Origin of the sequence: Microbispora sp. NBRC 16548 (genome assembly GCF_030268985.1) — a bacterium.
GTDB classification, from domain to species: domain Bacteria; phylum Actinomycetota; class Actinomycetes; order Streptosporangiales; family Streptosporangiaceae; genus Microbispora; species Microbispora catharanthi.
Map to the genome: position 1 here is coordinate 74,330 of NZ_BSSF01000005.1, position 17,733 is coordinate 92,062.

19 protein-coding genes and 2 pseudogenes are annotated in these 17,733 nt (G+C 69.7%); 10 read left to right on the top strand and 11 right to left on the bottom strand.

Going from position 1 to position 17,733, the window contains the following annotated elements:
* Positions 1–2: 2 nt before the first annotated feature.
* Positions 3–290, bottom strand: a complete 288-nt coding sequence (locus QSK36_RS14650; RefSeq protein WP_240809253.1) for a DUF6204 family protein — start codon at positions 288–290, stop codon at positions 3–5.
* Positions 287–940: a TetR/AcrR family transcriptional regulator gene (locus QSK36_RS14655; RefSeq protein WP_285782772.1), complete on the bottom strand. Its 654-nt coding sequence runs from the start codon at positions 938–940 to the stop codon at positions 287–289. The genes QSK36_RS14650 and QSK36_RS14655 overlap by 4 nt, the downstream gene beginning before the upstream one ends.
* A 677-nt stretch (positions 941–1,617) precedes the next feature.
* On the opposite strand from QSK36_RS14655, the gene lipA reads away from it, so the two are divergent.
* From lipA to QSK36_RS14670, 3 genes are read left to right on the top strand one after another with little or no spacing between them, the layout of a single operon-like run.
* On the top strand, positions 1,618–2,559 hold the full coding sequence (gene lipA, locus QSK36_RS14660) for a lipoyl synthase (RefSeq protein WP_182897331.1): 942 nt from the start codon (positions 1,618–1,620) through the stop codon (positions 2,557–2,559).
* Positions 2,560–2,588: 29 nt separating this feature from the next.
* A complete protein-coding gene (locus QSK36_RS14665) occupies positions 2,589–3,260 on the top strand; it encodes a DUF4191 domain-containing protein (RefSeq protein ID WP_285782773.1) in 672 nt (223 codons plus the stop codon).
* 20 nt (positions 3,261–3,280) lie between these two features.
* Complete coding sequence (locus tag QSK36_RS14670) at positions 3,281–4,069, top strand: class I SAM-dependent methyltransferase (protein ID WP_182897332.1); 789 nt, start codon at positions 3,281–3,283, stop codon at positions 4,067–4,069.
* 6 nt (positions 4,070–4,075) lie between these two features.
* Here QSK36_RS14670 and QSK36_RS14675 read toward each other — a convergent pair whose 3' ends face one another.
* The gene (locus QSK36_RS14675) at positions 4,076–4,537 is read right to left on the bottom strand and encodes an RDD family protein (RefSeq protein WP_183539389.1); all 462 of its coding nucleotides are present in this window, start codon (positions 4,535–4,537) and stop codon (positions 4,076–4,078) included.
* 130 nt (positions 4,538–4,667) lie between these two features.
* On the opposite strand from QSK36_RS14675, the gene QSK36_RS14680 reads away from it, so the two are divergent.
* Both QSK36_RS14680 and glnA read left to right on the top strand, forming a co-directional pair.
* Positions 4,668–5,702: a hypothetical protein gene (locus QSK36_RS14680; RefSeq protein WP_285782774.1), complete on the top strand. Its 1,035-nt coding sequence runs from the start codon at positions 4,668–4,670 to the stop codon at positions 5,700–5,702.
* Between the two features lie 169 nt (positions 5,703–5,871).
* On the top strand, positions 5,872–7,296 hold the full coding sequence (gene glnA / locus QSK36_RS14685; RefSeq protein ID WP_183539386.1) for a type I glutamate--ammonia ligase: 1,425 nt from the start codon (positions 5,872–5,874) through the stop codon (positions 7,294–7,296).
* Positions 7,297–7,323: 27 nt separating this feature from the next.
* Here glnA and QSK36_RS14690 read toward each other — a convergent pair whose 3' ends face one another.
* The 3 genes and pseudogenes from QSK36_RS14690 to QSK36_RS43495 form a co-directional block, all read right to left on the bottom strand.
* Positions 7,324–7,590, bottom strand: coding sequence for a tyrosine-type recombinase/integrase (locus tag QSK36_RS14690; RefSeq protein WP_285782775.1), 267 nt, complete (start codon positions 7,588–7,590; stop codon positions 7,324–7,326).
* Between the two features lie 331 nt (positions 7,591–7,921).
* A pseudogene (locus QSK36_RS14695) lies at positions 7,922–8,035 on the bottom strand (RICIN domain-containing protein); the annotation flags it as partial.
* 522 nt (positions 8,036–8,557) lie between these two features.
* Positions 8,558–8,743, bottom strand: a pseudogene (locus QSK36_RS43495) (IS630 family transposase); the annotation flags it as partial.
* A gap of 430 nt (positions 8,744–9,173) precedes the next feature.
* Between QSK36_RS43495 and QSK36_RS14700 the strand changes: the two are divergent.
* Positions 9,174–10,634, top strand: coding sequence for an arabinofuranosidase catalytic domain-containing protein (locus QSK36_RS14700; RefSeq protein WP_285782777.1), 1,461 nt, complete (start codon positions 9,174–9,176; stop codon positions 10,632–10,634).
* A gap of 555 nt (positions 10,635–11,189) precedes the next feature.
* On the opposite strand, the gene QSK36_RS14705 is transcribed toward QSK36_RS14700, so the two are convergent.
* The 3 genes from QSK36_RS14705 to QSK36_RS14715 all read right to left on the bottom strand — a co-directional run bounded on the left by QSK36_RS14705 (position 11,190) and on the right by QSK36_RS14715 (position 13,305).
* A complete protein-coding gene (locus QSK36_RS14705; protein ID WP_285782778.1) occupies positions 11,190–11,663 on the bottom strand; it encodes a nuclear transport factor 2 family protein in 474 nt (157 codons plus the stop codon).
* A complete protein-coding gene (locus QSK36_RS14710) occupies positions 11,660–12,271 on the bottom strand; it encodes a MerR family transcriptional regulator (RefSeq protein WP_285782779.1) in 612 nt (203 codons plus the stop codon). Before QSK36_RS14710 ends, QSK36_RS14705 begins: the two co-directional genes overlap by 4 nt.
* 269 nt (positions 12,272–12,540) lie before the next feature.
* Positions 12,541–13,305 carry an SDR family NAD(P)-dependent oxidoreductase gene (locus tag QSK36_RS14715; protein WP_285782780.1) on the bottom strand — a complete coding sequence of 255 codons (765 nt, stop codon included), beginning with the start codon at positions 13,303–13,305 and terminating at the stop codon, positions 12,541–12,543.
* A 297-nt stretch (positions 13,306–13,602) separates the two neighbouring features.
* Between QSK36_RS14715 and QSK36_RS14720 the strand changes: the two genes are divergently transcribed.
* From QSK36_RS14720 to QSK36_RS14730, 3 genes are all read left to right on the top strand, one after another.
* The gene (locus tag QSK36_RS14720; protein ID WP_285782781.1) at positions 13,603–13,965 is read left to right on the top strand and encodes an MmcQ/YjbR family DNA-binding protein; all 363 of its coding nucleotides are present in this window, start codon (positions 13,603–13,605) and stop codon (positions 13,963–13,965) included.
* A 111-nt stretch (positions 13,966–14,076) separates the two neighbouring features.
* Positions 14,077–14,406, top strand: a complete 330-nt coding sequence (locus tag QSK36_RS14725; RefSeq protein ID WP_285782782.1) for a hypothetical protein — start codon at positions 14,077–14,079, stop codon at positions 14,404–14,406.
* A 32-nt stretch (positions 14,407–14,438) separates the two neighbouring features.
* Positions 14,439–14,840 (top strand): hypothetical protein, encoded by a 402-nt coding sequence (locus tag QSK36_RS14730; protein ID WP_285782783.1) that lies wholly within the window; start codon positions 14,439–14,441, stop codon positions 14,838–14,840.
* A 90-nt stretch (positions 14,841–14,930) separates the two neighbouring features.
* On the opposite strand, the gene QSK36_RS14735 is transcribed toward QSK36_RS14730, so the two are convergent.
* Complete coding sequence (locus QSK36_RS14735) at positions 14,931–15,533, bottom strand: DUF3885 domain-containing protein (protein WP_285782784.1); 603 nt, start codon at positions 15,531–15,533, stop codon at positions 14,931–14,933.
* On the bottom strand, positions 15,530–16,774 hold the full coding sequence (locus QSK36_RS14740; RefSeq protein WP_285782785.1) for an MFS transporter: 1,245 nt from the start codon (positions 16,772–16,774) through the stop codon (positions 15,530–15,532). The genes QSK36_RS14735 and QSK36_RS14740 overlap by 4 nt, the downstream gene beginning before the upstream one ends.
* 83 nt (positions 16,775–16,857) lie before the next feature.
* Between QSK36_RS14740 and QSK36_RS14745 the strand changes: the two genes are divergently transcribed.
* Complete coding sequence (locus QSK36_RS14745) at positions 16,858–17,730, top strand: LysR family transcriptional regulator (protein WP_285782786.1); 873 nt, start codon at positions 16,858–16,860, stop codon at positions 17,728–17,730.
* Positions 17,731–17,733 lie beyond the last annotated feature (3 nt).

Genomic DNA, 17,733 nt, shown 5'->3' on the forward strand with positions numbered 1-17,733 from the left:
GGCTACGCGCCGCGGCCCTTCCGGCGGATCTTGATCTGGCGCATGTCGGTCACCGCGACGTGCAGGATCTCGTACGGGTGCCCGTGCGCGTCCAGCGCGGCCATCGCTCCCAGCGCGGCCTCGTCCTCGCCGTCGTCCGGCCCCGCGGGCACCTGGCAGCGGAAGGTGAAGGCGGACACGCTCGCGTCGTGGGTGAACGTGCCGCCCTCGGTGTAGGCCGCGCCGCCCACCGCCGTCACGGCGGCCCGGCCGGCGTCGTCGAGGCCCTTGAACTTTCCTCTGATCGTCACTCTGAACACGGTCGTCCCTCTCGTACGGCATAGGCGCGGACCCGCTCGCCCAGGAGGCTCTCGGCGACGTCGAGCAACTCCAGCACGGCGGCCGCGATGGTGTCCGGGCTCTCCCCCGCCGTCGTACGCCGCCCGATCTCGGCGTACACCAGCGAGTGGAGGCAGCCGATGTGCCAGGCGACCACGCGCGGCAGCGGATCGCCGGCGTCCGCGCCGGTCTCCTCGGCCAGCGCGACCGCCAGGGCGTCGGTCATCCGGCGGCCGAGGTCCTCCAGCCGGGCGGTCAGCGTGGGGGCGGCCCGCATCATCTCCAGCACACGTCCGAATCCCGCGCTCAGCCCGACCGTGCGTTCGCGCCCGTGTATCTCCCGGCGCAGGCGCTCCAGCACCGCGACGGCCGCCGACTGGCCCGGCGGCCGCTCCCGCACGATGTCGGCCAGCCTCCGCGGCGAGGCCTCCTCGGGCGGGAGCACGAGGTCCTCCTTGGCCTGGAAGTAGTTGTAGACGGTGTTCACCGACACCTTGGCGGCCTGCGCGACCTCGGCCATCGTGACGTTGTCGAATCCGCGCTCCACGAACAGCCCGACCGCCACCTCGGCGATGCGCTGCCGGGTCTGCCGCTTCTTGCGCTCCCGCAGTCCCTCGACCATTCCTGCACTCTACTGCAAAATTGCAATCGATTGCACTTTTGTGCACCTCGCCCGGCGGGACGGCCTCGGACATACTCGCGGCATGAACCTCTCCTCACCCCCCGGCGAGGTCCGTGCCGATCCGCTCCCCCGTGACGCCAGGAGGCGGTTTCTCCGGCTCCGGGGCCGGCGGCTGGACAGACCCGGCCGACCGGCCGCGCCTCCGGCCGCGATCCACCTGCACGACCGGCTCTTCCGGTGCGCCCACCTGCGCGTCGGGGTGCGGCGGCGGCCCGTGCTGCTCGTCGGCCTTCCGCTGCTGCTCACGCTGACGCCGCGCGAGCGGGCGGGCATGCTCGGAGCGGAGCTCGCGCGAGGACTCCCTCGCCGGACAGACCGCCTGGCAGGCGGAGCCGCCGACGGCGCTGCGGGCCGTCCTCCTCGAATCGGCCGGCGTCGACGAGGGCTCGGTGGGCCTCGGCTCCGGCGAGTCCGACCGGATCGACGCCGAGCTGTCGCGCCACCTCGCGCGGACGGTCCGGGAGCTGTCCCGGATCACCTGAAGGCAGGTAATAAGCTGGGCTCGTGAACGAGCGTTCCGACAGGCGCGCAGGCCCGCGTACGGCGCAGGGCCGCGTGCTCCCGCTCGGACCCCGGGCCCGCGGACCGCTACCGCGGAGTGCTGCGAAGGAAGTCGCATGACCGTCGCTCCTGAAGGCCGAAAGCTCCTCCGCCTGGAGGTGCGCAACAGCCAGACCCCCATCGAGAAGAAGCCGCCGTGGATCAAGACGCGGCTGCGCAACGGCCCCAACTTCAACGAGATCAAGTCGTTGGTGAAGGGCGCGGGGCTGCACACCGTGTGCCAGGAAGCGGGCTGTCCCAACATCTCCGAATGCTGGGAGGACCGCGAGGCCACCTTCCTCATCGGCGGCGACCAGTGCACCCGGCGCTGCGACTTCTGCCAGATCGACACCGGCAAGCCGGCCGAGTACGACAGGGACGAGCCGCGCCGCGTCGCCGAGTCGGTGCACCAGATGGGCCTGCGCTACGCCACGGTGACCGGCGTCGCCCGTGACGACCTGCCCGACGGCGGCTCCTGGCTGTACGCGGAGACCGCCCGGCAGATCCACGAGATGGTGCCCGGCTGCGGCGTCGAGCTGCTGGTGCCGGACTTCAACGGCGACCGCGGCCAGCTCGAGGAGGTCTTCTCCAGCAGGCCCGAGGTCTTCGCGCACAACATCGAGACCGTGCCCCGGATCTTCAAGCGGATCCGGCCCGCGTTCCGCTACGAGCGCTCGCTGGCGGTCATCAGCATGGCCCGCGAGGCGGGGCTGGTCACCAAGTCGAACCTCATCCTCGGCATGGGCGAGGAGCGCGAGGAGATCACCCAGGCGCTGCGCGACCTCCACGAGGCCGGGTGCGACCTGGTGACCATCACGCAGTACCTGCGCCCCACCCCGCGCCACCACCCGGTGGACCGCTGGGTCAAGCCCGAGGAGTTCGTGGAGCTCCAGCGGGAGGCCGAGGAGATCGGCTTCGCCGGCGTCATGTCCGGACCGCTGGTGCGCTCGTCCTACCGGGCCGGCCGCCTGTACCAGCAGGCGATCGCCGCCCGTGTGGGCGAGTCTCGTTTTCATTAAGTCAGCTCGGCGTTTGTATCCTTCAGACCATGGCGAAAGACGCAGCGGCTCCGGGTCGCCTCAAGCAACTCCGGATGGTCGCACAGATCATTCAGCAGGCGAACCCCAAGGGAATGCCGATCGTCTACGCGTCGGCTCTGGGCACGCTCGTCCTGTTCGTCGTCATCGGCGTGATCTTCAGCTGGACGTGGATCGTGTTCGGCGTCTTCGCCGCCGTACTGGTTGGGATGGTCATCTTCAGCCGGTTGGCGCAGAAGGCGCAGTATTCGATGCTCCACGGCCAGCCGGGGGCGACGTACGCGATCCTGCAGAGCCTGCGCGGCACCTGGTACGTCGAGGAGAAGCCGGTCGCGGTCAACCGCGACCAGGACCTCGTCTTCCGGGTCGTCGGATTTCCGGGGGTCATCCTGGTCTCCGAGGGCCCGCCGAACCGGGTGCAGCGCATGCTCGTCGCGGAGAAGAAGCGCGTGCAGCGCGTCGCGGTCGACGTGCCCGTGTACGACATCCAGTGCGGTGACGCGGAGGGCCAGGTCCCGTTGGCCAAGCTCCAGCGGCACATGATGAAGCTGCCCCGCAACCTGAAGAAGGGCGCGGTGTCCGAGGTCAACAACCGGATGCGCGCCCTCACCCCGGCCATCCCGATGCCGAAGGGCCCCATCCCCAAGGGCGCCCGGATGCCGCGCGGCCCCAAGATGCGCTGACCCGATAGGAAGACGACAGGGTGGGTGTCGGAAGGCGGCCGGTCTCCCGGTCGCAGACCTCGCGGGCCAACCGGGGCTGGTGGGACGGCGCGGCCGACGACTACCAGGCCGAGCACGGCGGCTTCCTGCGCGACGACGGCTTCGTGTGGTGCCCCGAGGGCCTGGACGAGGCCGAGGCCCGGCTGCTCGGCGACGTGGCGGGGCGCCGGATATTGGAGATCGGGTGCGGCGCGGGCCAGTGCGGCCGGTGGCTGCTGGGACAAGGGGCGACGGTTGTCGGCGTCGACCTGTCCTACCGGCAGTTGCAGCACTCCCGGCGGATCGACATGTCCGCCGGGATGCGACTGCCCGTCGTCCAGGCCGACGCCGAGACGCTGCCGTTCGCGGACGAGTCGTTCGATCTGGCGTGCTCGGCCTATGGGGCGCTGCCGTTCGTCGCGGACGCCGGGGCGGTGCTGGCCGAGCTGCGCCGGGTGCTGCGGCCGGGCGGCCGGTTCGTGTTCTCCGTCAGCCACCCCGTGCGGTGGGCCTTCCCCGACGACCCGGGCCCGCGCGGCCTGACCGCCGACCGGCCCTACTTCGACCGGTCGCCGTACGTCGAGTTCGGCGAGGACGGCGAGCCGTCGTACGTGGAGCACCACCGGACGATGGGCGACTGGGTGGGCCTGATCGCCGCCTCCGGCCTCGTCCTGACCGGCCTGACCGAGCCGGAGTGGCCGCCGGGCCACGACCGCACGTGGGGCGGCTGGAGCCCGCTGCGCGGCCGCCTGCTCCCCGGTACGGCGATCTTCCAGTGCGTCAGGAACTGAACCCGGCTAGAGGTTGACGACGACCGTGCCGCCCGCACGGTCGTGCAGGCCGCGCCGGTCGCGGTCCCAGATGAGCGCGGGCACGGCGAGGCACAGCAGCAGCGTGCGCACCAGCACGCCGAGGAAGGGCGGCCGCCCGCCGTCGAGCCCGGCCACGCGGATGCCGAACAGGCGCATCCCCAGCGTCATGCCGATCGTGCCGACCAGCAGGACGTACTCCGCGGCGAAGACCCCGAGGCCGACGGCCCCGACGTCGTTGCCCTGGAAGCGCAGCAGACCGCCGGCGATGGCCCAGGTGCACAGCAGCCAGTCGACGGCGACGGCGCCGATCCTGCGCCCCCACCCCGCGACCGCCCCGGGGCCCTGCTCGGGCAGGCCGAGGCGCTGCCCCGGATAGCCCAGGTCCACCCCGGCGGCCCGCGGGCCCCCCATCCAGGTCTGCGTCCAACGCGGCTGCCGGTCACTCATGGTTTCCCAGCGTATCGGGGAGGGTCACCGGTCTGGCGTCCGGCCGCGAAGCCGTACATCATGGGCAGGCTTAGCGCATTAAATCCCGGTATCGTGAATCGTTTCCGACCTGAGCGCTTTGGAGGGAACCGTGCGGCCGGCGGACCCCGATGACATCGACGCGCGCTTCGAGGCGCTGGTCGCGCAGTTCGACGAGGACGAGATCCGGCGGATGACCTCGGCGGCCGAGTCGGCCGAGTCACCACCGGGACGGCGGCGCCGTCCGGCCGTGCTGGTGGTGATCGCCGGCCTGGTCGTGCTCGTGGGGCTCGTCGTCGTCCTGCGGCCCGACGTCCTGGAGAGGCTCGGCATCGTCCGCCCGGCCGCCGGCGGCGAGGACCTGATGATCTCCGGCCCCGTGGTCGCCCGGCCCGGGCCCGTGCTGACGCCGATCCCCGACGGCGAGGAGGGCCTGTTCGACCACGGCCCCGTCCCGGCGCCGTCCACCGGTCCGTTCGCCGGCACTCCCGCCGTCGATTACGCCGACGGGGAGCAGGGGCTGGCCATGCCCGCGGCACGCGCGCTCGGCGGGCTCACGGAGAAGGAGGTCGGCCAGGCCCTGCAGCGCGTACGGCGACTGCTGTCGGCCGCGCACCTCGACCCGGCCACCGTGCGGGGCGGGCGCCCGGAGGAGTTCGTCCGCCTGCTGCATCCCCGGCAGCGCGAGACGTTCCTGCGCCGCCTGGACGACAGCGGCCCCGCAGGCACCCGGTCGTGGCTGTTCAGCCTCGCCCCGGACGCGGCCGAGCCGGTCGGGGACGTCGTGAAGGTCTCCGGCGAGACGACGATCTCCGAAAGGGCCGGCGGAGGCGTCACGATCGAGACGGACTATCTGTTCGTCCACCCGGTCAGCCGCCCCGGCGCGCCCCTGATCGTGACGAGGGTCGTCGAGCACCACAGGAGCGAGTTCTCCGCCTACCGTGAGGACGGGAAGCTCATCGTCTGGCTGACCACGGACAGATCAGCCCTCTTCGGCGCGAATTGCGCCCCGGATAACGGATTCGTCCATCCGCGATTCCCCGGCGACCCGCAGGGAGCGCGGCCCCCCGGCGAGCCCGTCGACCCCTACGACCGCGCCTCAGGCGTTTCCGGCGGGCCCCGCTGCCCGGCCGCGTTGGGCACCTGACCTGCGAGAAGGCCGTACGATGGAGCCCGGGGAACGGCGGGCCGACGTTATCGCCGCGACCGCCCGGGTAGCGCTTTCCCTTAACACGCGCGAAACAATCGAGACATGGGGCGGAAACGGCATCGGCCTATTTTCGGGTTGCTAGCCCATGCCCCTGGGAGGTTCGAGAGTGTTCAACTCCGCCGATGACGTCCTCAAGTTCATCCGGGACGAGGGTGTGCAGTTCGTTGACGTCAGGTTCACGGACCTGCCGGGGACGACGCACCACTTCACCTTCCCGTCCGAGAACTTCGGCCCGAACGTCTTCACCGACGGCCTCATGTTCGACGGCTCGTCGATCCGCGGGTTCCAGGCCATCCACGAGTCGGACATGCTCCTGCTGCCCGACCCGTCCACGGCCGTGCTCGACCCGTTCCGTCAGCACAAGACGCTGAACATCAACTTCTTCGTGCACGACCCGCTGACCGGCGAGGCCTACAGCCGCGACCCGCGCAACGTCGCGCGCAAGGCCGAGGAGTACCTCAAGGGCACCGGCATCGCGGACACCGTGTTCTTCGGCCCCGAGGCCGAGTTCTACATCTTCGACGACGTCCGCTTCGAGACGAAGCAGAACGCCGGCTACTACTACATCGACTCCATCGAGGGCGCCTGGAACACCGGCAAGGCCTCCGAGGGCGGCAACCTGGGTTACAAGCCCCGCTACAAGGGCGGCTACTTCCCGGTCCCGCCGATGGACCACTTCACCGACCTGCGCTCGGAGATGGTGCGCAACCTCATCGAGGCCGGCATCGAGACCGAGATGCAGCACCACGAGGTGGGCACCGCCGGCCAGGCGGAGATCGACTTCAGGTTCGGCACGCTGCTCGAGACGGCCGACAAGCTGATGCTGTACAAGTACATCATCAAGAGCACGGCCATCCAGGCGGGCCGTACGGTCACGTTCATGCCCAAGCCGATCTTCGGTGACAACGGCTCCGGCATGCACTGCCACCAGTCCCTCTGGAAGGACGGCGAGCCGCTGTTCTACGACGAGGTCGGCTACGCCGGTCTGTCGGACATGGCGCGTTACTACATCGGCGGCCTGCTCAAGCACGCCCCGTCGCTGCTGGCCTTCACCAACCCGACGGTGAACTCCTACCACCGCCTGGTGCCCGGCTACGAGGCCCCGGTCAACCTGGTCTACTCGCAGCGCAACCGCTCGGCCTGCGTCCGCATCCCGATCACGGGCTCGAACCCGAAGGCCAAGCGCATCGAGTTCCGCGTGCCGGACCCGTCCTGCAACCCGTACTTCGCCTTCGCCGCCATGCTCATGGCCGGCATCGACGGCATCCGCAACAAGATCGAGCCGCCGGAGCCGGTCGACAAGGACCTGTACGAGCTGCCGCCGGAGGAGGCCCGCAACATCCCGCAGGTGCCGGGCTCGCTGGAGAAGGTGCTCGACGCGCTCGAGGCCGACCACGACTACCTGCTGGAGGGCGGCGTGTTCACGCCGGACCTCATCGAGACGTGGATCTCCTACAAGCGTGAGAACGAGGTCGACCCGATCCGTCTCCGCCCGCACCCGCACGAGTTCGAGCTGTACTACGACGTGTGATCGGCGACCGCGCGGTGACGTGCTCGTTCATCGCGCGGTGTCCGGCTGGTTCTGCCTCAGTTCCGTCCGAGCGGTGAGCACCGCATCGATGGCGGCCCGGGTCGACTCGTCAGAGCCGGGCCACAGGTGGCCGTAGGTGTCGAGCGTGGTCTTGGCGCTGGCATACCGGAGACGGGCCTGAACGACTTTGACGTCAGCGCCCGAGGAGATCAGGAGCGACGCGAGGTAGTGCCGCAAGTCGTGGAATCGGAAGCCCGTGGGAAGGTCCTGCACCTTGCCGCGGGCTTTCCGCATTGCGCGCTCAAGGCGGCCCGAAGCCGGGCCGCACGCGCCGCCGTCACGGCAACGCCGCCGCCTCCCGCCGGCGCAGGGAGCATGCGCGACAGTACAGGTCTGATCGCGGACGGCGGGCTGAGCTGGAACGGCCGCCAGTGCGGCGCGGCGCGTGGTGCGCCTCCGGCGGGGGGCGCTCCGGCTCCGGGATGGACGGGCGGTGGGGGGGCAGGCTCGTGAGCGCTGGGTTGCTGAGGGTGGACGTCGCATCCCGCGGTGCTGGTCGTGTGTGAACGGGGGCGTTTCACCAGTCAGGCGGGTTCAGAGGGCTTGCCCGTTGCGGGTTACTCGATCAGCTCCGGGTCCACTTCTGGCTGGTCGTGCCGCGACAGGACCACAGCTGCACCTTCGTGCCGTTGGCGGTGCCGAAGTTGCCGGCCTCCATGCACAGTCCGGACTGCACGCCGGTGACGGTGCCGTCCGGACCTGGTCGTTCTGCAGGACGCCGCTGGTGGTGTCCAGGCGCTGCAGGTTGACGGCGACGTTGCCGGTCGTGGTGCCGCCGCCGACGAGGACCTTGGCGTTACCGGTCGCCTTGCGAAGGCGTCGTAGTTGGAGCTGGGGGTGACCGAGGCGATCTGCCCGGTCTGGGAGCCGTAGAAGCGGTAGACCCACCACTCGCCCTTGGGCTGGTAGTTGCCCGACGAGTCGTGGACGAGGAGGTTGGCCAGGTCGTTGTGCAGGTTCCCCTCGCCGGCCCAGTTAGCCCGCAGGCCGTATGAGGCTTAGTCGAATCGATTCGCACGCAGATTGAATCTCGCTATTCATGGATGTCAATGCCACATGTCGCGGCCATGAACAGTGTGTATCGGTCCAGCAGAAGGGAATCGCGCCTGTCCGGCGTACCCCTGGCTGACGTCCGAGCAGGGAGCGGTCGCCGACAATCGGTCCTGGCGCTGTGACCGGAAACGATCACCGGGTTGGGTGGTCAGGCCACGGCTGAGAGTGGGCGGCCGTCCCAGCGGATGCCTTTCTCGCTGCGGATGCGGGCGCGTTCGCGGCGCTGGGCGGCCAGGGACGTCGGATGGCGGGCGTTGGCGTTGCGCCAGCACAGGTATACGTGCAGAGCCCGGGTCTGCACGGTGTGGTTGGCCTGGTCAGAGTTGGCGCAGTGCTCCTCCCTTGTCAGACCTCAAAGCGGGGCGCAGACCGGCCCGAGCCCGGGTCGATCGAAGGCGGGCCGGCAGCAAACACCAACTGATCGCCGACGCCACCGGCATCCCGCTCCCAGCCGCCGACGGCGGCCCGGTCTGGCGGGCGACGCCTCACCACCCGGCGACCGCGATGAAAGTTTCACGACATCTCATGGCAACGGTGTGAACGCGTCACGGTAAGAGCCCAGGCGGCGCGCTGACGGCACCCCGGGCGTCTGAGAGATTCGATCTGCGTTCTTGACGCCGGGACCTTCATCGTTTTTGACTCCGCACTATCCGTTAACCGTCGAATCGATTCGGACGCCCATCGATGTTAGCGCTCACACCTGCCCGGTCAGGCCTGTCGCATCGGTGCCATCCGGTCATGATTCCTGGTTGAGAGAAGAAGGCATGATGCTTTTCGGGAGCCTGAGAAGGATGGTCGCGGCCGGGGCGGGTGCGTTGCTCGCCACCGCCTGCCTGGTCGGCGGTGGTGGGACAGCCCAGGCCGCGACGTCGCAACCGTGTGACATCTACGCCGCGGGCGGAACGCCGTGTGTCGCGGCGCACAGCACGACGCGTGCCCTGTACGCGGCCTACAACGGCCCGTTGTACCAGGTCCGGCGCGCCTCGGACAACACCACCCGGGACATCGGGGTGCTGAGCGCGGGCGGAGTCGTCAACGCCGCCACGCAGGACTCCTTCTGCGCCAACACGACCTGCGTGATCACCGTCATCTATGACCAGTCCGGCCGCAACAACCGCCTCACCCAGGCGCCTCCCGGCTACTGGAAGGGCCCCGCCGCCGGCGGATACGACAATCTCGCCGACGCCAAGGCGGCCCCGATCACCATCGGCGGCCAGAAGGCCTACGGTGTCCGCGTGGAGCCCGGCACCGGCTACCGCAACAACAACACCAATGGCGTCGCGACCGGCGACCAGCCCGAGGGCATCTACGCCGTCGTCGACGGCACGCACTACAACCAGTGGTGCTGCTTCGACTACGGCAACGCGCAGACGGATGGCCAGGCCGACTCCCCCGCCATCATGGAGACCGTCTACTTCGGTGCCGACAAACAGTGGGGCTATGGGGCCGGAGCCGGTCCCTGGATCATGGCCGACCTGGAGTGGGGACTGTTCTCCGGGGTGAACGCGGGCTACAACGACCTCGCGCCCATCAACCACCGTTTCGTCACGGCCATGGTCAAGGGCGAGCCGAACCACTGGGCGATCCGGGGCGGGGACGCGCAGTCGGGCGGCCTGACGAACTACTTCGACGGACGGCGCCCCAACGGCTACAACCCGATGAAGAAGGAAGGCGCCATCCTGCTCGGCATCGGCGGCGACAACAGCGTCTCCGGCCGCGGCACCTTCTTCGAGGGCGTGTTGACCTCCGGCTATCCGAGCGCCGCCACCGAGGACGCCGTACAGGCCAACATCGCCGCCGCCGGCTACGCACCGGCGGGCGGCAGCAACCCGCAGCAGGGCGTCCAGATCGTGGGCGGCCAGTCCGGTCGGTGCGTCGATGTGCCGAACTCCAGCACCACCAACGGCACCCAGGTGCAGATATGGGACTGCGGGAGCGGCACCAACCAGCGGTTCACCTACACATCGGGCAAGAGCCTGCAGGTGTACGGCAACAAGTGCCTGGACGCCTACGGGCAGGGCACGACCAACGGCACCCAGGTGATCATCTGGGACTGCAACGGCCAGACCAACCAGCAGTGGAACATCAACTCCAACGGCACCATCACCGGCGTGCAGTCCGGGCTGTGCCTGGACGCCAACGCGGCCGGCACCGCCAACGGCACGAAGATCATCCTCTGGGCCTGTAACGGCGGAAACAACCAGAAGTGGACCCTGCGCAGTTGATTCTGGCCATCCCGTTCGGCGCATAAGGGCGAACGGGTGAAACGTCATGGGCAGAGGTCCGGACACCTGGGTGGGCTACGGCTCCCCCGAAAACGGTCCTCTGCCCCCCAAAGTGCGAAGCGGTTGTACGCGGCATCGAAGCCAGAGAAGGGAGAAGCCGTCGCGCCTGCGTCACTCCAAGACGACCTTCTCGGCATGAGCGCTTCAAGGTTCCGCTAGTCGCATGTTTCTAGTGGCGATCCCGTAGACGCCGGGTCTGCTGGGGACCATCCGGAGACCACGTCAAGAGCGTTCGTAGAGCAGGCTCATGCAATCGGTGCACGTGGTAGATGCCCCCAGTTCCGTCCTGGTTCCGCGTGAGGGCTGAAGAAGCCAAGATTTGATGAGAGACGTCGAGAGCCGTACTGCCGGATCAGAGCACTACTCCGCGCCATAGACGCAGGTCAAGAAGTGGCGGGAGTAGGTTCGAGCTGTACTGCGACGTGTGATCGGCGACCGCGCGGTGACGTGCTAGTTCATCGCGCGGTGTCCGGCTGGTGCGGCCGCCGGCCTTTCTTATCTCCCGGTCGCGAGCATCGCGGCGTACCCGCTCCCGGTTCGCCAGGTATTGCGCAGTGACAGTTCACTTAAGCGCCATCCCCGAGCGGTGCTCACCACGACAGCGTGGAGTACCCCGCCGGCGAGGAAGTGCGTTTGCAGCGTATTGGGATCTCGTTCCTGGTCGGCCCACAGGTGCATGGCGATCAGGTTGGCTCGGAGCCGGGCGCTGTCTCCGTCGAGGTCGATGACGTGGTCGGAGCTGACATGGTGGGTTGCCCGGAAGCGGGCGAAGCTCTCGCTCTGCCCGGCGGCGATGGCCTCGGGTCCGACAAGTGACGCACCGTTGGGCCGCGTCAGGCGGCCACTGGCGGTGAACACCGCCTCCATGGTCGCGCGATCGAGGCGCTTGTCGTCGATCGCGCTGAAGTAACGGCTGACGAGGCTGGTGATCTCGGCACGGTCGGCCAGCTCAGAGACGACGGTCGTCATGACCCGTCCTTCGTGATGCCGTCGGCGGCGTGCGGAACCATCGTGCGGCGCCGCTCCGTCATACGCTGCTGCTCCTGGCGGCTCAGTGCGTTCCATGTGTCCTCCCTCTTCTGGCTGAGCGCGGCCACGTCCTCGTCGCCACGTTCGCGTACCTGCCGTTTCAGCTCTTCCTTGAGTTCCGCGAACTGCTCTGGGGTCATCGGCTCGTTCATCGCAACGGTCTCCTCGATGAGCTGCAGGAGCTGCCGGGCGGAAGGCTCGGCGTTCCTGCCCAGGTCGTCCAGCACGTCCAGTAGCCGCGCTCGCAGGTCAGACGCCTTACGGATGCGCTCTTCCACGACGTCGAGCTGGCGGCGGAGCAGGGCGGTCGGGTCGGGCTCGCCGTCCAGGAGCGTCCCGATCTCCTCCAGCGAGATCCCCAGGCCGCGCAGCGCGACGATGCGGTGCAGGCGCTGGACGTCGGCGTCGGTGTAGCAGCGATGCCCGCCCTCGGTCCGCGACAGCGGCGACAACAGGCCGAGCTGATCGTAGTGATGCAACGTCCGGACTGTGAGCCCGGTCTTGCGGGCCAGCTCACCGATCCGCCACGTCCCGTCATGGCGTGACATGCCTTCTCCATCGCTTGGTGATACACGATCGAAGCGTAAAACATGACGTAACGTCAGGTTCAAGTCACACGAGAGGAAAGGTGGGGGCCGCGACGCGTGACGTACCTGCCTCATCGCGCGGCTTCCGGCTGGATGGCGGGAAGCCCGTGGGAAGGTCCCGCACCTTGCCACGGGCTTTCCGCATCGCCCGCTCAAGGGGCCCTGACCGCACCGCACGCGGGGCCGTCACGGCGCACACCGTGACGCCGGGCGCGTAGCGATGCGCTGCGTCATCCGGCGATGACGGCCGTGGTCGTACGGCCGCCGTCCACGTCCAGCACGATGCCGTGGACGAACGCGGCCTCCTCACTGGCGAGGTAGACCGCGGCATGCGCGACGGCCTGCGGCTTGCCCATCCCCCCCGCCGGAGTGCCGTTCATCATGACCTCGCCCGGATGCGCCGCTCCCGGCGTGGGCTCCAGAATCACGCCCGGGGAGATCGCGTTCACGCGTACGCCGCGAGGGCCGAATTCGGCGGCCCAGGCGCGCGTGAGGGCCTCCACCGCGCCCTTGGTGGAGCTGTAGAGCGCGCCCTGGGGAACGCCCAAGCGTGCGATCCACGAGCCCAGGTTGATGATCGCCCCGCCCCCGGCCTCGACCATGGCCGGAGCGATCGCGGCGGTCAGGAAGAACGGCGCCTTCACGTTGAGGGCGTAGACCTGGTCGAAGGTCTTCTCGTCGGTGTCCACCGTGCTGTCGCCGGGGTAGATCCCGGCGTTGTTGACCAGGATGTCGATGCCCCCGCCGAGAACGGACGTCGCCTCACGCGCCAGGGCGTACGAGGCCTCGGCACTTCCGTCCAGATCCGCCATAACGAAGTCGGCCCGGCCACCGCGCGCCCGGATGCCGTCAACGATTCTCCCGCCCCGCTCGGCGCTGCGGCCGGATACGATCACGTGCGCGCCCTCCGCCGAGAACGCCTCCGCGATCGCCCGCCCGATGTTGCTCGTTGATCCGGTCACCAGCGCCCGCTTGCCTTGCAGCCGTCCGCTCATCACGCGCTCCTGTCATGCTCGTCTGCCTGTGCCCGCACCGGAACCTGGTCCGGTCACCCGTGCGGCACTGCCACTGTGCGAGGTAAGAATTGGACCCGCAAGTCCAATCTCGCGGCTGCCGTAGGCACCCGGCTGATCGCAGACGGACGACCGGCGCGGAGACGCCAGAGGGATGGATCTTTCCGCTGGGAAGGCCGGCGTCTGGTCGCGGTCACCGCGGCCCTGTGGGACGGCTGCCCTGAGGGACGGCTGCCCTGTGGGACGGCTGCCGCGGGGGCACGCGGATATAGTCCCTTCGTGACCACTACGGACGACATCCGGCGCTGGGCCACGGCACTGCCCGAGGTCGAAGAGGTCAGTCACTTCCGGTTCCACGTTCCCGTCTTCAAGGTCCGAGGCCGGACCTTCCTCGGCATGGGCAGGGACGAGACGACGGCGGTCTTCTGCGTCGCCGAGGAGCAGGCCGCCGACGCGGCGCAGGCCGACCCGTCCGCCTACGAGTCCGTACGCCGCCCGGATGCCAGGAAGAGCTTCCTCGGGCTGCAGGTCGAGCTCGGCAGGGTCCCGGCGGAACGCGTCAGGAGTCTCGTGGAAGAGGCATGGCGTCAGCAGGCGCCGAAGCGGCTGGCAGCCGAGCATGACCGGCACAAGCCGGTGTGAGATCGCGAGAAGACGGGTGAGACGGCGAGATTGTTCCGCGTTCGCCACTGCGGGTCCCCCGCTCGCTGCCGCTGCGGAGACGCACGACCCGCAGCATGTCCAGAAGTCGGCTTGTCGCGCGGAGAGGTGGCCGGTGGAGTGCGGTACTTCCGGCGAGGGTGGGACGAAGATCGCGGGGATGAGTACGCGCACTGGGGCACCTGCACGTTCTATCTGGCGCTCGACCCCGAGGGGTACGCCCATGTGCAGGTCGAGGCCTACGCCGGCGGCACCGTGATCGCCTACGACGCGGATCACGACGAGGACGAGTACGGGGGCTTGACCTACGATCAGCTGGATCTCGACGAGTTCGCTCCGTACGAGATCGGCGAGCGGGAGTTCCACGAGGCACTGAGCCGGTTGCGACCGATGAACAGGCGGGCTCGTGAGGCGCCAGACTGATCGCAGACGGACGACCCGTGCGGAGGTGGTGAGTGACGGATCTTTCCGATATGGAGGGCCTCCGCCTAGTCGCGGTCACCGCGGCCCTGTTCACCCACGAGTCCGACGCCCCCGAACTCCTGCACGTGTGGCTCCATCTGGAGACGACAACGGTCGTGGTCCGTGACACCGCCGACTGGGCTCTACGCATCACGCCGGACGAACCAGGAGAGAGCTACGCGATGGAGGAGCTCGGCAGCCGTGTGGACATCGTGCCCGCCCCCGCCGAGGTGCCCTTCGTACGACATGTCGGCGAGCGGCTTGTCCGCGTGACCAAGGGATTCGACGCCGAGGACCCCGCCCAATGGGTGGAGGCGGAGTTCGTCTTCGAGACGGGACGCGTGATCGCGGAAGCCTTCGGAGGCGACCTCCGCCTGCGCCGCGGGCTGCGGTGACGACGAGATCCGGCCGGCACGAGCCGACCTGAGCGCGAGCGTCCCTGCCGGCGTGGTCGCCGAGCGGAGAGCCCGCGGCAGCCGTGACAGCTACAGGCCCAAGGGGTGCGTGGACAACCAGTCCCGATGCCGCTCCTTGAGCGCGTCGCGTTCCGCGCGGGTGGGCGCGATCACGTCGGCGCCCCCGTCGTAGGGGTGATAGAGCCAGCGCAGGTCCGGAGGGCCGAGGATCACGCCGCCGATCTCGTCGTCCGCCACGGCCCGGAGCAGTTCGTCGATGACGCCGGGCCGCCAGGGTCGCGTCTCGGCGTAGAGCTGGGTGTAGCTGCGGTAGCGGGGATCATCGTCGGGATCCTCGAGGAGGGTCCGCCAGTGCCAGGCCGCCGGTGCGACCTCTGATCGCCGCGGCCACCTTTGGGGCGTTGTCGCGGGCGTGTCCGTCCACTCGGCCGTGATGACCAGAAGGTGTGGTCCGGGATCGAGTTCGGAGAGCACGGTGTGGTGACGGCCGAGCACGACGGCGTACTCCGCCTCGTCGTCCGGATAGCGCTTGGACTCCGGCAGGCTGTGGAACCTGACCCAGCGGTCCGGATAGTGGTCGCGAAGCCAGTGGGCGAACGGCGGGCACTCGGGCCACCGCCGGTCCCAGAGGCCGGCCATCGTCGCAGGGTCGAGCGCACTGTCGGGGGTCACCCCGATGTTCTACCCGACGCAAGGGCGGGGGTTCTGCGCAGCAGGAGGGCGAGAGCGCCGGTGACGGCGAGCAGGAGCACGGCGAGGGCGACCACGCCCGGCCATCCGGCGTCCGTCCAGGCGCGGCCCGCGAGGCTGCCGAAGACGGAGGACCCAAGGTAGTAGGTGAACAGGTAGAGCGACGCGGCCTGGCCTGTGGACACTCCCCCCGCGTACGCCCGGGCCGGAACCCATCCGCTGGCCACCCCGTGGACGGCGAAGAACCCAGCGGTGAGGAGCGCGAGTCCGATGACCACGACCGGCAGCGAGGACGGCAGCGTGACCAGCGCGCCGACGACGGCCAGCAGACAGCCCAGCGGCGTCACGGTCCGGCGCCCGTAGCCGTCCGCCAGCCGGCCGAACACCGCGGAGCTGACGGAGCCGATGGGATAGACGAGGAACATCAGGCCGGCGGCTCCGACACCGAGGTGGAACGGCGCGCCCGCGAGCCGGAAGCCCAGGGCGTTGAACACCGCGACCAGGGCCCCCATCGAGCATCCACCGATGCCGTACAGCGCGAGCAGTCCGCGGTCCGACACCGCGCGCAGGCTCCCGCGGAGCAGGGCACGGACGCTCGCCGGGGCAGCGGTGAAGCGCCGGGAGGCCGGAAGCAGCACGCGTACGGTCAGGGCGCACAGCAGGCCGAGTACGGCGGCCGCGGCCAGGGCCCAGCGCCAGCCGGCGGCCTGGGCGACCGCGCCGGTCAGAAGGCGACCGGCCATCCCGCCCAGCGCCGTGCCGCCCACGTACAGACCGGCGGCGCGGGCGTGCGTGGACGGGTGCAGTTCCTCGCGGAGGTAGGCGGTGGCCACCGCGGGGAGCCCGGCCAGCGTGATGCCCTGGAGTGACCGCAGGACCATGAGCGCCGGCCAGCCGGGCGCCAGCGCGCACGCCGCCGCGACGACGGCGGACGCCGTCAGCGACAGGTGGATCAGCCGGGTGCGCCCGACGACGTCGGACAGGGGTCCGGCCACCAGCAGCGCGACGCCGAGTCCGAGCGTGGTGAGCGAGACGCTCAGCGTGCTCTCCGCGGTGGAGACCCCGAACTGCGCGGCGAGCTCGGGCAGGATCGCCTGGGTGCTGTACAGCAGCGCGAAGGTCGCCACCCCGGCGGCGAACAGGGCGACGACGACCCTCCGATATCCGGTGGTCCCCGGCAGGTGTCCTTCCACGGCAGAGGTCTTCTCAAGAACAGCGGTCACCCCAATGACTGTGCGCTTCCTGCCGCTATGCGTCCAATGCGAGGAGAAGCGGATTTCGATACGTGATGCGTATGATGGCGGGCATGCTGCTCCGGGACCTGTCCTGGCTGGTCGCCCTCGCCGACCACCAGCACGTGACCGACACCGCCGCCATCCTCCGCACCAGCCAGCCGACGCTCTCGCGCGCCCTCGCCCGCGTGGAGACCGAGCTCGGGACCCGGGTGTTCGAGCGCGCCCCGGACGGGGTCCACCTGACGCCCAACGGCAGACTCGTGGTGGGGGCCGCGCGCGACCTCACGGCACGTTACGAGCAGTTGCTGGCCGATCTCCGCAGCCTGCTCGACCCGGACACCGGCGTGGTGCGCCTGGCCTTCCTCGACTCCATCGCCACCTCCCTCGTCCCGCGGCTGTTGCGCTCCTTCCACGAGCACGCCCCCCGGATGCGGATCCTGCTGCGCCAGGAACCGGCGCACGAGATCGTCCAGGACCTGCGCACCGGGGCCGCCGACCTCGCGATCACCTCCCCACGCCCACCCGGAGACTTCGGCTGGCATCCCCTGCAGGAGGAGCGGCTGGTGCTCGTCGTGCCGCCAAGCCACCGGCTGCGCGGGCGGGAGGAGGTGGAACTGCAGGAGCTGGCGGACGAGGAGCTCGTCACCACGCCGGTCGGCTTCGGTTACCGGGCCCTGGTCGACGCGCTGCTGCGCGACGCCGGGGTGTCCCCCGCCGTCTCCTTCGAGAGCCAGGACCTCGCGACCATCGAGGGCCTGGTCGCGGCCGGGCTCGGCGTGGCCATCGTGCCGGAGCCCTTCGCCGGCCAGTCCGGCACCGTCGGCGTCAGGATCGCGGCGGAGGCCGCCCGCCGCACCATCGGCCTCACCTGGCGTACGGACCATGCCCCGGCCGCCCCCGCCACCCGCTTCCGGGACTTCGTCATGACGCCCGCCCTAGGGTGATCC

Coding starts and splice junctions, on each gene's coding strand:
- QSK36_RS14700 (WP_285782777.1), top strand. CDS start 9,174: ATGATGCTTTTCGGGAGCCTGAGAAGGATGGTCGCGGCCGGGGCGGGT.
- QSK36_RS14710 (WP_285782779.1), bottom strand. CDS start 12,271: ATGTCACGCCATGACGGGACGTGGCGGATCGGTGAGCTGGCCCGCAAG.
- lipA (WP_182897331.1), top strand. CDS start 1,618: ATGACCGTCGCTCCTGAAGGCCGAAAGCTCCTCCGCCTGGAGGTGCGC.
- QSK36_RS14690 (WP_285782775.1), bottom strand. CDS start 7,590: ATGCGGAAAGCCCGCGGCAAGGTGCAGGACCTTCCCACGGGCTTCCGA.
- QSK36_RS14655 (WP_285782772.1), bottom strand. CDS start 940: ATGGTCGAGGGACTGCGGGAGCGCAAGAAGCGGCAGACCCGGCAGCGC.
- QSK36_RS14665 (WP_285782773.1), top strand. CDS start 2,589: ATGGCGAAAGACGCAGCGGCTCCGGGTCGCCTCAAGCAACTCCGGATG.
- QSK36_RS14705 (WP_285782778.1), bottom strand. CDS start 11,663: ATGACGACCGTCGTCTCTGAGCTGGCCGACCGTGCCGAGATCACCAGC.
- QSK36_RS14745 (WP_285782786.1), top strand. CDS start 16,858: ATGCTGCTCCGGGACCTGTCCTGGCTGGTCGCCCTCGCCGACCACCAG.
- QSK36_RS14675 (WP_183539389.1), bottom strand. CDS start 4,537: ATGAGTGACCGGCAGCCGCGTTGGACGCAGACCTGGATGGGGGGCCCG.
- QSK36_RS14715 (WP_285782780.1), bottom strand. CDS start 13,305: ATGAGCGGACGGCTGCAAGGCAAGCGGGCGCTGGTGACCGGATCAACG.